Here is a 14,260-nt window from a genome sequence, read left to right on the forward strand (position 1 = left end):
CCCCCAAGGCAGCCCCTCCCTCCAAAGCCCCCAAGGCCACGGCCCTCCGCGCCGAGAACTGAGGTCGTCTCATGAACCGCTTCCTGCTCATCCTGACGGCCTCACTGTGCGTCCTGACCGCCTGCGGTCCTGATCCGGAGAAACCACCGGAGCCAGGCACCCTCAAGGCCCGCATTGCCGCCCCCGTCGTGGAGCCCCGGGACGCGCGCGTCCAGGGCCCTGGCACGGGGGCGCAACTTGCAGATCCGGAGCCTCCGCTTGAGCTGTCGGACACCGCCCTCGGCTTCATCGGCAAGGATGCGTGCACGCCGGACGAGGGCATGGTCGAACTGCGCAACCCCGCGACCACGGATCGCAAGATCAACCGCGTGAGCATCACCGGAGGCTTCACCTTCGCCGGCCTGTACAAGACGCCGAACGTTCCCTGCGCACTCCCTTGCACCGTACCGGCCATGCCCGTGGGCAACGAGGACCCGATAGAAGTGCGGGTCGGTTTCAGTCGGCTCCAGCCCGGCACCTTTCACGGGGCGCTGACGCTCTACACGGATGATCCGAACACGCCGTCACTCACCGTGACGCTCGACGGAGAGAGCACGGGCCCCCTGCTCGTGCTCGGACAGACGTCCGTGGTGTTCGGTGCCCATGAAGTGGGTTCGGCGCCGACGCGCTCCGTGACGGTGGTCAACCTGGGCAACGAGGAGTTCTCCCAGACGCCTTCAGCCACGCCCCCCTTCAGCGTGCCGAACGCTCCACTGACCATCCCTGCACTCGGCACAGGGACGCTCGTCGTGACGTTCAACCCCATCGCGAAGGGAGCGTTCGCGGGAGTGCTCAACCTGGCAAACAGCTCCGTCTGCCCCGCCCCACCCGTCGCATTGCTGAGCGGCGAGGCCGTATCCCCCGCGAAGCTCGTGCTGAGCCGCACGGTGATGGCCTTCCCGCAGACGACGGTGAACACCGTCAGCGCGCCCCAGGAGGTCACCGTCCGCAACGACGGCGGCAGCCTGCTCACGGTGACCCAACTGACGCTGGCGCAGGACTCCGCCTTCCAGGTCGATCCTTCGGGCCCCTTCAGCCTCGCCCCCGGCGATACCCAGCGATTGAAGCTGACGTTCCATCCGAGTCAGCCCGGGAATGCCTCGGACGAGTTGCTCTTCGCGAGCAACGACTCCACCGCACCGAACCTTCCCTTGACCGGCACCGCGACGCCAGGAGCCTCCCCCGCGAAGCTCGTATTGAGCCGCACCGTGATGGCTTTCCCGCAGACGACGGTGAACACCCCCAGCGCCGCCCAGGAGATCACGGTCAAGAATGACGGTGGCAGCCTGCTCACGGTGTCCGCACTGGGGCTGCAGCAGCCAGCGAACACCCCCTACTACGTCGATACTTCGGCCCCCTTCAGCCTCGCCCCGGGCGACACCCAGGTCTTGAAGCTGACGTTCACCCCGCGGGTGGCCGGGAGTGCGTCGGCCACGCTGTCCTTCACAAGCAACAGCTCCCCCGCCGCGCCCTCCGTCACCCTGTCCGGAACCGGTGCTCCGGCGGCCCCCACCGCCGGCCTCGTGCTGAACCGTGACACCGTCGACTTCGGTACCCCCAACGCGTGCACGACCTCCGAACAGGAGATCGTGCTGCGCAACATCTCCGCGACGCAGCGACACGTCACCAGCACGAGCGTCAGCGGAGGCTTCTCCCTCGTCGGCCTGTACGACGCCGCCGGCACCACGCGCTGCGCGACTCCCTGCCCCGTGTCGCCCGCGGGCCAGGGCAGCACGAACGACGTGAAGGTGAAGGTGGCTTTCGCTCCCGGTCAGCCCGGCGACTTCCAGGGGAAGCTGACCCTCTATACGGATGATCCGAATGCGCCCTCGTTGACGGTGACGCTCGCCGGCAAGGCCCAGGGCCCGCTGCTCGTGTTCGAACAGCCGTCCTTGGATTTTGGCAGGCAGTTGGTGAACGCGAACCCGAGCCCGACGCGGCAGGTGAAGGTGATCAACCTGGGCAACCAGACGTTCTCCCAGACGCCCTCGGTCCCCGAGCCCTTCAGCGTGCCAAGCCAGGCCCTGACCGTCCCCGCGGGCGACTCGAGGCAGCTCACCGTCACGTTCCAGCCCACCGCCCGGAACACGTTCACGGGGGTCCTTTCGCTGGGGAACAGCTCCGTCTGCCCCACGCCGCCCGCCGCCTCGCTGAAGGGCGAAGCAATCCTTCCCGCGAAGCTCCTGCTGAGCCGCACCACGATGGCCTTCCCGCAGACGGTCGTGAACACCGCCAGCGCGCCTCAGGAGGTCACGGTCACGAACGGCGGCGACAGCCTGCTGGAAGTGACTGGACTGGCGATGGACAAGGCACCGGGTTCCGCCTTCCGGGTCGATCCTTCGAGCGACTTCAGCCTCGCCCCCGGGGAGACCCAACGCCTGAAGCTGACCTTCCAGCCGGCCGTGAGCGGGAGCGCCACGGACGACCTGGTCTTCACGAGCAACGACGCCGCCGCGCCGAAGCTCACCTTGTCCGGAACCGCGACGCCAGCGGCGACTCCCGCGAAGCTCGCGCTGAGCCGCACCGCGATGGCCTTCCCGCAGACGGCGGTGGACACCGCCAGCGCGCCCCAGGAGGTCATCGTCACGAACGAGGGTGACATCCGGCTCGATGTGACCGGGATGACGCTGGCGCAGGGGGCGAACTCCGCCTTCCAGATCGATCCTTCGAGCGCCTTCAGCCTCGCCCCCGGCGGGACCCAGCGTCTGCAGGTGACGTTCCTGCCGCGCCAGAGCGGGAGTGTCTTGGACACATTGTCCTTCGCGAGCAACGCCACCGGAGCGCCTACCCTGACCCTGTCCGGCACGTCGGCGCCTGGCACGGCCTGCCTGAGCCTCGCGCCCCAGTCGTTCGAATTCGCCGAACAGGTGGCAGGAGACTCGGCCAGTGAGCAGAAGCGGGTGGTGGTGACCAATACTGGCACGGTCGCGCTGACGCTGACGCCCACCGTGACGCAGGACGGCGATGCCTACTCCGTCAGTCCCTCCACGCAGTTCACGCTGGCACCGAATTCCGCGGGGCGGGAGCTCTTCATCAAGTTCGATCCCAAGCTCAACGAAAGCGGCTCCGTGGATGGCGTGCTTTCCTTCAGCACCTCCCCCGCCACCTCCTGCGTGACCACCGTGCCGCTGCATGGCGTCGCGAGAAAGACCTCGCTGGAGGTCAGCCCGACTTCGCTGACCTTCGGCGATTGGACGGTGAGCGACACGCTCCCCACGCGGCAGGTGACCCTCAAGAATCCCACGAGTTGGCCCGTCCGGGTGCTCCTGGTACCTCCAGAAACCCTGACGCCCTACACGCTCGCGGGCATTCCCGCATCGGGACTGGTGGTCGCGGCACGTAGCAGCGAAGTCCTGACCGTGACGTTCGCCGCGAGTTCATGGGGAGAGGCGTTCTCCCGCACGCTCGCGTTCGAGACCGACGCAACCCTTCCTGTGGCGTCGGTGCCAATCACAGGCCGGGCACTCGCGCCCGAGCTGACACTGTCGAGCAGCACCTTGACGTTCCCTCCAGGAGCCCCCACTGGCGAGTACTACAAGGACACAACCCTGACGAACACCGGCAACCAGGCCTTGTTCCTCTCCAATGTGACCGTGGACAACAACGCCCACTTCCAGGTGGTGGACTTCCTGCCCCAGACGCTGCCACCGGCGGGAACCATGTCGTTGCGGATCCGTTTCGGCCCCACCACCGTGGGTGACCTGGAGACGCGACTTCGCTTCTACACGACCGGTGACCGGCCCCTGCCGCCGACGCTCGTGGTCAAGGGCAAATCCGCGGGCCCCATCGCGATCTTCAACAAGGAGGGCATCAATTTCGGCCCCCGGCAGGTGGGGTATACCCACATCAACAGCGAACTCAACGTACGCAATAGCATCGACGCCTCGGAGGGCCTCAGGATCGTCGCGGCCCGGGTCGTGCCAAGCTGGTCGGAATTCACCGTGCAAGCCCTCACCCCCCCGCAGACTGTCATCAAGCCGGGTGAGGAGTCCGAGTCCTTCAAAATCACATACAGACCGGTGACGTTGAACAAGGAGTCAAAGGACTCACTGGAGATCGACTATGAGGGCGCTATCACCGGCGTCACCGCGACCCGGCGTTTCGAGTTGAAGGGGACGGGCGCGGACGCACAGGTGTCCGCACCCGAGGGGGACATCCTCTTTCCCGCGACGTTGCCCAACACCAGCAACCCGCGCATCCTCACCATTACCAATTCAGGCGATGTTCCCGTCGAACTGTCGAGCGTGAGTACCACCGCGGGACTCCCCTTCCAGATCAAGGTGGATCTGGTCGAGCCCATTCCGGTGAAGGGCACTCGCAACATCAACGTCAGCTTCAACCCGACAGCCATTGGTGTCTTCAGGGGTCCACTGGAGATAAGACTGAAGAACTCCCCTCTGGTCGTGTCGTTGACACGGACGTTGTATGGAGTCGGGGCCTCCGCCAAGCTGGAGTTGAGCGAAAACCAGATTTTCTTTGGAGAGGTGGCTCGACTGGGAAGCAGCACCCGGTCCATCACCCTGCGCAACTCGGGTTCCGCGCCGCTCACCGTGAGCAACGTGAAATACGCAGCCCCCTTCTACGCGCAGCTGCACAGCGGACATTTCCCCATCATCCTCGCCCAGGATGAAACCGCCCAGCTCGATATCACCTTCCAGCCGGAGGTGGCGGGGGACCAGGAAGCCACCCTGAAGATCCTGAGCGACTCTGAAGCAGCCAACGAGCTGTCCTTCAAAGTCTCCGGGAGGGGCACGGTGCCCCTCGTGGTATTCCCTGGAGGCAAGAATCCTGGGTTCGCTCCGCAGGCCATCAACATCGAGGGCCCCCGCCAGCTCATCGTCGTGAAGAACGAGGGAAGAGCGCCGCTGGAGATCTATGCCGTGACCGTCCCGGGCGACTTCTGCCTGCATCCGGTGGATGGGAGCCAGGAAGACGGCTGTCCGAAATCGATCCAACAAAGGGTCACGGTGCTCTCGGGCACGGTGCACTCGTTCTTCGTGACGGCGAAGCCGTCCAAGCTGGGAAGCAACGTCAGCAAGCTTTCAATCGAGAGCAACTCGGCGACGACACCCGACGAGGTCACCCTGGCGGTAGAGGGTGTGGGCAGCGTGTACCTGCCGACCAGCTCGGTGGCCTTCGGTCCGGTGAACTTCGGCGCATACGCGGATCAGGTGGTGCTGGTAACCAACACGGGCATCACGGCCGCTCAGGTGTCCGTGGACTTCGCTTCCGACAGTGAGTGGCGGTCCGAGTTCTCCGCGCAGGGGCTGCCACTGGTGGTGCCCGCGGGAGCCAGCGCCCCGCTCACGCTGCGATTCCAGCCCCAGGTTCCGAAGGGGGGAGCTCGTTCGCTGACGGCGACGCTCAGCACGGGAGGGACTTCCACGCAGACCTCCCTGGCCCTCACCCTGCAAGGCACGGCCACCTCGGCGCACCTGAACGTGGCACGCAGAGACGGCGCTGCGTTCGACGGAACGTTGGATTTCGGCGGCACGCGGGTGAACACGAAATCGGACTTCATCGGCCTGCGCCTGTTACACGCGTCCCCAGCAGGAGGCACGGGGGCAGACGGCGGGATTGCGGCGGAGGTCGGCCCGCTGACGGTGAAGGACGTCTCGCTGGACGGAGAGGACGCGAAGTCCTTCATCCTGCAGAAGCCCACCTTGCCCGTGAAGCTGGGGCCAGGGGGGAGCATGGATCTGTCGCTCCAATTCCACCCGGACGCGCAGCGGCGATTCAATGCGGTGCTGCGCATCACCTCCGACGACAACCAGGCAAGCACGGTGCTGGTGACGTTGAGTGGCCATGGACGGACGAACCAGCTCAGTCTGTCCACGCCCGCGCTGGATTTCGGAGCGCGTGTGACGGAGTCGTCGTCGGCGGCGGTGCGGTCGGTGCGGCTCACCAACGAATCGCTCCAACCCTTGAAGGTGCAGGGCCTGGAGATTCTCGGAGTGGCTGAGAACTCGGAGCCTTCGCACTTCAACGTGGAGTCCGCGCCCGCGCTGCCCTTCACGCTGGCGGCGCAGGAGTCGAAGGAGCTGTTCATCAAGTTCGTGCCGCGTCCGGACGTCACGTCCAAGGCGGCGCTGACGGTGGTGACGAGTGACCTGGAGTCTCCGGTGGCGCAGGTGGCGTTGTCGGGCCGCGGAATCTCCACGGTGTTCCGTGCGCTCAGCCGTACGCTGGACTTCGGCACGGTGCGCCAGTCGGAGACGGTGACGACGAAGGTGGTGCTCACCAATGACAGCACCCAGGAACTGCTGCTGGTGCAACCCAAGGTGGAGGGACCCCAGGCCACGAACTTCGTGGTGGTCTCGCCCGTGTTGGGGGCGGAGGGGCGCGTCCTGCCGCAGGGTGACTCGCTCACCGTGGAGCTGAAGTACGACACGGCGCAGGCCGGTGTATCGAAGGGGACGCTGGTCCTGGGAACGAAGGACCAGGAGCGCGCCGCGCTGGTGGCCCTGTCAGGGGTGACGGTGGCCAGCTTCCTGACCATCGAGCCCATGGAGCTGGACCTGGGTTGGGTGGACATCGGCGCGACCAGTACGCCGCGCACGGTGACGCTCACGAACCAGTCGGCGTCGCCGGCCAGGTTGAGCGTGGTGGAGAACAGCAATCCGGCGTTCCAGATCGACGCGAGCGCCCTGGACGCGGAGCTGGCGCCGGGAGCCCAGGCGACGGTGAACGTCACCTTCCAGGGCCAGGTGGGAGGCCCTGCGGAAGGAACGCTGAAGCTGCGCCTGCGCGGGGAGACGACCACGGAAGCCCAGTTGGTGCTGAAGGGCCAGGCCAGGACCCTGGGAGGCACGGGCGGTGGATGCGCCTGTGGAACCAGTGGGGACGGGGGCGCGGCGCTGGCCCTGTTGCTCCTGCTGGGGTTGGGCCTGGGGCGTCAGGCTCGGCGAATGCGGGTGGAGGACTGACACACCGAGTCGCTGACCACGGACATATCACCCAGGAGGTGGGGAATGGACTTCACGGAGCTCAAGATCGCCAAGGGTTGTGGCACGTTCCATGTGAATCAGTTCCGGATTCACTTCAGCATCCCCGGCCTCCAGGGTGACCCGAAACAGAAACTCCCCGCACTGGTCGGGGAGTTCATCAAGGACTTCCCCCGGTTCTTCAATGGCACGCAGCAGGGCCTGACGGAGAACCGGGCGGCGGTGGCCTGGTCCACCAAGCAGTTCGAGCACAACAAGACGCTCCGGTTCCTGCTCGACTTCAAGTCGGAGAAGCTGGGCATCAACCTGCCGGATGTGCACAGCGATTGGGTGCATGTCCTCTGGAAGGACGCGAACAAGGGCTTCGCCGCGCAGACGGTCAAGCGCAACTTCGCGGAGCGTTCGGACTACATGACGTCGATGATGGTGGTCCCATGGGGCGCCATCTTCACCCGGCTCAACAGCTATCACTTCCTCGCCGGGCGCCGTTCCTGGGTGTTCGGTGTCCTGGAGCCGGGTATGCCGGGTTGGAGGGCCGGAAGCAGCCTCCAGGTGGGCACGGTGCAGGGTGGCCAGTTCACTGCCTACGGAGGGACTACGCCGGTTTTCTATCTGGAGTCCGCGGCGGTCGAGCGGTACTCGATGCTCATGTATGAGTTGATGGAGTCGGGGGGAAACCTCTTCATCGACATCCGGAAGGCGATCGTCTCCATCTGGAGCATCCTCCTGGCGAACTACGTCCAGGCCAAGGGCTTCCGCCTGAACGTCGGGCATCCCAAGAGCTACGGCGCGGATGACGGTGCGGCCCTCTGGGACAGCCAGATGACCTGGCGAGGCGTCTACCGGCGGCAGGCGGAGTTCAAGACTCCGCAGGCGCTGTACGCGAAGAAGTGGGTGAGTCACCTGCTGGAGATGCACCCGGCGCTGAAGGGCCAGTCGCTTTCGGAGAGCGAGTTCAAGGGATTTGGCGGTGGAAAGTTCGGTGGGGGCGGGTCTGACGGCCGGTGGTAGGCCCAACCCAATCAGCGCGCGGTCGCCGTCAAAACCCACAAGCACCAATCAACGCAATCAACAAACACCGAAAATATGAAAAACACTGATCCATTTTGTAAATTCACACTGAATGACGAAAAAGCAGGAAGGATAGGATTCATTCCACCCAAAGTAAGCGTCGAGCAGATGGATACAGACACACTCTTCAGCATGAGCAACAAAGAAAGAATAAGCTGGTACAAAACAAAAATCGTCCATTACGAAAACCAGCTCTCGGAAAGCTCGATTAAAAACAAAATTCCCAAAAAACTCATAGCAGCAACAATACTCAACGAACTTGCCGACATCGACATCAAAGACCAAGCCCAGGAACGCCTCAATTTTGTCGACGGATCCTTCGGGCCGGCACAAATGCAAGTCTACGACACGGCAATGAGATTCGGCCACGTCGACATAGTCAAAAACAAACTAGATTCAATAAACAGAAAACAAATTACTTCCTGGGGACTAGCTACCATCCCCGAAAAATCAATAGTCGCACTCCACATCAGCCAGCGGCTCCGAATAATGCAGGTCGCCATAGAAGCAGCCGCAAGAGAAATCAACAGACTCCTCAACCTGATGAGATCCAATTTACTAAAACCATGGCAGCGAGAACACCAACTCAACCCACCCCCAACACCAAAAACAAACACATGCAAGTCAATACAGAAAATATACTACGAAAAGGGCCAAATCTGCGGCAACACCGAAGCAGAGCGATTCATGTACCTATGCCAAGCAATAGCCGCCGCCTACAATTCACCAGACATCATAATCACAAGTAGAAAATTTGAATCAGAGGTAAACAGAATCAAGCACAAGCGAGATCAAGACTGGAGCCAGGAGCAGGCAGGACTGCTTAAATACTTCTCGGAGCCATATAAAGACGCACGAAACCACGGCGGCAACGGGGCAACAATTGGCTTGGACATTGCCGAATTCAATCTTTTCAGATGAGCGAGCCCTGCCGCCTACGAATCCACCATGAGCGAAACCGATGCCCTGGAGATTCGGATTCGTCAGGGCAGCCTATCGATGGCACACCAAGCAGGTGCGTGCTGGCGTCTTCTCGCTCGCTTGGGTTGAAGTGGTTTGTGGTCGCATTGGTCAATTGCCACGACTCCAGGCTTTTGAATGCACGGCCATTACCTCGGCCTTACTCAGCTCGCATGCGCCCTGCACCGGTTCAGGAGATGGGTCGAGGCCGGCTGACCTCGCCCTGAGATATCGATTTTTTGACTCACCGCATCTCAAAGGAGTGGGGCTTTGAAAAGCGCTTTCATCATTCTCTCGGGTGGTCCCTCGAAATACAACCCCAAGGACCCGGACCGGCATGACCAGAGCTGGGATAATTTCGTCACCCCTCCGCTGCTTCGCTCCAGCGGTGCCGAGCTACACGATCCAGTGACTGAGGATGTGCACTGGTTGGTCTACGAACCCGCCTACAAGGACCGATGGGACAGCGACACAACCCATCAGAAGTCCGCTCCAACTCAACACCAGCACACCGTCGACATCAAAACAAAACGCAAGCGCCTGAATTACATCGACCTCCTCAAGGCACGCGCCAAGGATCGCGGCTGGAAGTATGAAGGACTCTCCCTCGCCCAAGGGTTCTGGGACTATATCAACAAGCTCAAGAGCACCAAGGTGAGCCGGGTATGGTTCTACGGTCATGCCAGGGATGACCTGTGGCTTTCGCTGAATCACAACTCCTCTGATGAGGCCGTCTCGCCAGCCTCCAGCGCAATCGTGAACGTGATTGACATCAAAAAGGTTGCCGCGTCCTCGTTCGTCCCCCAGAAGACCGCGACCCATCCGCACAAGTTCTTTGGATGCAACACCAAGGCTTTTGCCGAAAAGTGGGCCAGCGCGTTCTCCGTTTTCGCGGAGGGCTCTGATGGCAAGGTAGGTTTCGAGAAGATCCACGACAACTCAGGTAAAGTGGTGCTCAGCTCTGGGGCTGAGTGGTACCAGTACTCCAAAGCGGTAGCGCCACGACTGCTTCATTCAAAGGTAGGAGACCAGGTGAATTGATGAGACCGCGCTTGTATCTGGCCGCACTGACGCTGCTTGGCGCTGGGTTCGCAGGCAGCTACTACTTCGCATCAGCCAGATCGAAGCCCGTCCCTATCAACGCACCACCCATTGCTCCCGAGTACTTCGCCGAGCAGACCTCGGACTGCGGTGTGGACCTGCTGAACCTGGCTGAGTCGGACTCAGGCCCGTTCAAGCGGGTCCTCGCCGTTGGCGCGAACCGGCCTCGTGAGAAGCTGCGCCGCAACGTGTGGGAACAGGGGCGGTACCGGGTCAGAGGCCGGTTCACCGGCAAGTCCCATGAGTTCCAAGGGTGCGCCAGCTTCCCTGAGTTCGAAGTGCTCGAATTCAGGCCGTGGGGCCCCGTCCAGCGCTGCGCGTCTCCAGGGGCGCTCGACGCAACACTGCTGCTCTACACCGGCGACCTTCCCAAGGACCGCTACGCCCCCGAGGACTTTCTCGACGGTCCCTGGCCTCCATCCATTGACGATGAGGCATGCAGACGCGTGGGGGCCTGTCTGTCAGACCTGCGCCGGGCTGACTCCCGCAGCGCCCCTGACACGGTCATTGACGGGGAGGAACTCCCTGCGAGGGATGGCGCGGCTTGCAACACCACCGTGACCTGCTCAGCCAACGAGAAGCGTGTCGCTGCCTGCTCCGGATACATCTGGTGTTGCCGTCTCCTGCCTGAATGACTCGCGGCCCCGGAACATCCAGGGGCCGCGAGCCTTGACCGCCCTGCCCTACCGACGGCCGCCCGGCGGAATGCCCTTCTCGCCGTACAGGTACTCCTGCAACGGCTTCACCGCGAGGTCCGAGCGCTTCAGCGACTCCAGCGCGCCCACCGCCATGCGCGCCGCCTGCACCGTCGTGTAGTACGGCACCGAGTGCATCAACGACTCACGCCGGATGGAGAAGCTGTCGCTGATCTCCTGCTTGCCGAAGGTCGTGTTGATGACCAGCACGATCTCCCCGTCGACGATCTTGTCGACGATGTTCGGCCGGCCCTCCTTCACCTTCTGCACCAGCTGCGACTCGATGCCCTTGGTCCGCAGGTAGTCGTGAGTGCCAGACGTGGTCGTCAGCGTGAACCCCATGGACCGCAGCCGCCGGGCCAGGTCCACCACCGCCGGCTTGTCCTCGTCCTTCACGGAGATGAACACCCGCCCGGCCTTGGGCAGCTTCACCCCCGCCGCCAGCTGGCTCTTCGCGAACGCCGACGCGTAGTCGTCCGCCAGGCCCATCACCTCGCCCGTGGACTTCATCTCCGGGCCCAGGATGACATCCACCCCGGCGAAGCGCGCGAACGGGAAGACGCTCTCCTTCACCGCCACGTGCTTGAACTCCGTCTCCTCCGTGCGGCCCAGCTCCTTCAGCGTCTTGCCCACCATGCAGAGCGCGGCGATCTTCGCCAGCGGCACGCCCGTCGCCTTGGAGATGAACGGCACCGTGCGGCTGGCGCGCGGGTTCACTTCCAGGATGTAGATGATCTTCCCCTGGATGGCGAACTGCACGTTCATCAGCCCCACCACGCCCAGCTCGCGCGCCATGGAGATGGCCTGGTCCTTCATCCGCTCCACCAGGTCCGGTGACAGCGAGTGCGGCGGCAGCGTCGCCGCCGCGTCTCCCGAGTGCACCCCCGCCTCCTGGATGTGCTCCAGCACACCGCCAATCAGCACCTGCCCCGTGCGGTCCGCCACGAGGTCCAGGTCCACCTCGATGGCGTCCTTCAGGAAGCGATCAATCAACACCGGGTGCTCCGGCGACGCACTCACCGCCTCGCGCATGTAGCGCTCCAGGCTGGCCGCGTCGTACACCGTCTCCATCGCCCGTCCGCCCAGCACGTACGACGGCCGCACCATCACCGGATAGCCGATGCGCTCGGCCACCTTGAACGCCTCCGCGTGGCTGCGCGCCACCCCGTTCTCCGGCTGCGTCAGGCCCAGCTTCTCGATCAGCTTGGAGAACTTCTCGCGGTCCTCCGCCCGGTCGATGGCGTCCGGCGACGTGCCCAGGATCGGCAACCCCGCCTGCTCCAGCGGCACGCTCAGGCGCAGCGGCGTCTGCCCGCCGAACTGCACGATGGCGCCCACCGGCTTCTCGCGCTGGGACACCTCCAGCACGTCCTCGATCGTCAGCGGCTCGAAGTAGAGGCGGTCCGACGTGTCGTAGTCCGTGGACACCGTCTCCGGGTTGCAGTTGACCATCACCGTCTCGTACCCGGCCTCGCGCAGCGCGAAGGCCGCGTGCACGCACGCGTAGTCGAACTCGATGCCCTGCCCGATGCGGATGGGACCGCTGCCAAGAATCAGCACCTTCTGCCGGTCCGTGGGCGGCGCCTCGTCCTCCTCCTCGTAGGTGGAGTACAGGTAGGGCGTGTACGCCTCGAACTCCGCGGCGCAGGTGTCCACCCGCTTGAACACCGGCCGGATGCCGCGCGCGTGCCGGTGCGCCCGCACCTCCGCCTCCGGGTAGCCCAGCAGGTTGCCCAGGTACTTGTCGGAGAAGCCGTGCGACTTCGCCTGCCGGAGCACGTCGTCCGGGAGCTGATCCAACCGGCCGTGGTCCGCCAGCATCTGCGCCTCGTGCACCAGCGCCTCGATGTGGCGCAGGAACCACGGGTCGATGGCCGACAACTGGTGCACCTGCTCCACCGTCAGGCCCTCGCGGAACGCCTGCGACACGAACCACGGCCGCTCCGGCCGGGGCACACGCAGGCCCTCGCGCAGCACCTTCTCCCGCTCCTCCTTCTCCGAGGGCAGGTCCGGCGACTCCAGGCCCACGCGCCCCAGCTCCATGGAGCGCAGCGCCTTCATGTACGCCTCGGGGAAGGTGCGGCCAATGGCCATCACCTCGCCCACGGAGCGCATGCTCGTCGTCAGCGTGCGGTCCGCCTTGGGGAACTTCTCGAAGTTGAAGCGCGGCACCTTCACCACCACGTAGTCCAGCGTCGGCTCGAAGGAGGCCGGCGTGTCCCGGGTGATGTCGTTGCGCAGCTCGTCCAGCGTGTAGCCCAGCGCCAGCTTCGCGGCGACCTTCGCGATGGGGTAGCCCGTCGCCTTGGACGCCAGCGCGCTGGAGCGCGAGACGCGCGGGTTCATCTCGATGACGACCATGCGGCCGTCCTGCGGATGGATGCCGAACTGGATGTTGGAGCCGCCCGTCTCCACGCCAATCTCGCGGATGATGGCCAGCGACGCCTGCCGCATCCGCTGGTACTCGCGGTCCGTCAGCGTCTGCGCGGGCGCCACCGTGATGGAGTCACCGGTGTGCACGCCCATCGGATCCAGGTTCTCGATGGAGCAGATGATGATGACGTTGTCCGCCGAGTCGCGGACCACCTCCAGTTCGTACTCCTTCCACCCCAGCACGCTCTCCTCCACGAGGATGGTGGAGGTGGGGCTGGCCTTGAGGCCCGAGCGGCAGATGGCCTCGAACTCCTCGCGGTTGTACGCGATGCCGCCGCCCGTGCCGCCCAGCGTGAACGAGGGACGGATGATGGCCGGGAAGCCGATGTCCTCCGCCAGCGCCATCGCGTCCGTCAGCGTCGTCGCGTAGCCGCTCCGGGGCAGCGCCACGCCAATCTTCTGCATGGCCGCCTTGAAGAGCTGCCGGTCCTCCGCCTTGTTGATGGCGTCCAGCGACGCGCCGATGAGGCGCACGCCGTACTTCTCCAGGATGCCCTTCTCCGCCAGGGCCTTGGCCAGGTTGAGCGCCGTCTGCCCGCCCATGGTCGGCAGCAGGGAGTCGGGACGCTCGGCGGCGAGAATCTTCTCCGCCGCCTCCACGGTGATGGGTTCAATGTAGGTGCGGTGCGCGAACTCTGGGTCCGTCATCACCGTGGCGGGGTTGCTGTTGAGCAGCACCACCTCCACGCCCTCGTCCCGAAGCGCCTTGATCGCCTGGGTGCCTGAGTAGTCGAACTCGACGGCCTGCCCGATGACAATCGGGCCCGAGCCAATCACGAGAACCTTCCGGATATCGGTACGCTTGGGCATCGGGCGCCCCCCATACCAACCTCCGTCCCGACATGCACGCGGTGCGTTGTCCCCGTGCGAAGGTCCTGTCCGCCGCCCGCCCGCTCGCAGGACCTGCACCCTCAAGTCCTCTGCTACGCTGCCGCGTTCCCTTCCGGAGGTTCCATGCGTCGCTGGTCGTCCCTGGCCCTGCTCGTCCTCGTCTCCGCGCCCGCCCTCGCCCAGGAC

The 14,260-nt window shown here is 64.3% G+C and carries 6 protein-coding genes; 5 read left to right on the plus strand and 1 reads right to left on the minus strand.

The annotated features are described in order from the left end of the window. The first annotated feature begins 71 nt into the window (after nucleotides 1-71). From D7Y13_RS26790 to D7Y13_RS26805, 5 genes are all read left to right on the plus strand, one after another. A complete protein-coding gene (locus D7Y13_RS26790; protein ID WP_120585383.1) occupies nucleotides 72-6,965 on the plus strand; it encodes a choice-of-anchor D domain-containing protein in 6,894 nt (2,297 codons plus the stop codon). Between the two features lie 45 nt (nucleotides 6,966-7,010). Then, nucleotides 7,011-7,994: a hypothetical protein gene (locus D7Y13_RS26795; protein WP_120585384.1), complete on the plus strand. Its 984-nt coding sequence runs from the start codon at nucleotides 7,011-7,013 to the stop codon at nucleotides 7,992-7,994. A gap of 75 nt (nucleotides 7,995-8,069) precedes the next feature. Beyond that, nucleotides 8,070-8,975: a hypothetical protein gene (locus D7Y13_RS45320; protein ID WP_147444470.1), complete on the plus strand. Its 906-nt coding sequence runs from the start codon at nucleotides 8,070-8,072 to the stop codon at nucleotides 8,973-8,975. A gap of 309 nt (nucleotides 8,976-9,284) precedes the next feature. Further along, the gene (locus D7Y13_RS45325) at nucleotides 9,285-10,055 is read left to right on the plus strand and encodes a hypothetical protein (RefSeq protein ID WP_147444471.1); all 771 of its coding nucleotides are present in this window, start codon (nucleotides 9,285-9,287) and stop codon (nucleotides 10,053-10,055) included. An 11-nt stretch (nucleotides 10,056-10,066) separates the two neighbouring features. Then, nucleotides 10,067-10,750, plus strand: a complete 684-nt coding sequence (locus tag D7Y13_RS26805) for a hypothetical protein (protein ID WP_120585386.1) — start codon at nucleotides 10,067-10,069, stop codon at nucleotides 10,748-10,750. A 48-nt stretch (nucleotides 10,751-10,798) separates the two neighbouring features. Here D7Y13_RS26805 and carB read toward each other — a convergent pair whose 3' ends face one another. After that, nucleotides 10,799-14,053 carry a carbamoyl-phosphate synthase large subunit gene (gene carB, locus D7Y13_RS26810; protein ID WP_120538084.1) on the minus strand — a complete coding sequence of 1,085 codons (3,255 nt, stop codon included), beginning with the start codon at nucleotides 14,051-14,053 and terminating at the stop codon, nucleotides 10,799-10,801. Nucleotides 14,054-14,260: the final 207 nt, after the last annotated feature.

The sequence above is a fragment of the Corallococcus praedator genome (assembly GCF_003612125.1).
GTDB lineage: Bacteria > Myxococcota > Myxococcia > Myxococcales > Myxococcaceae > Corallococcus > Corallococcus praedator.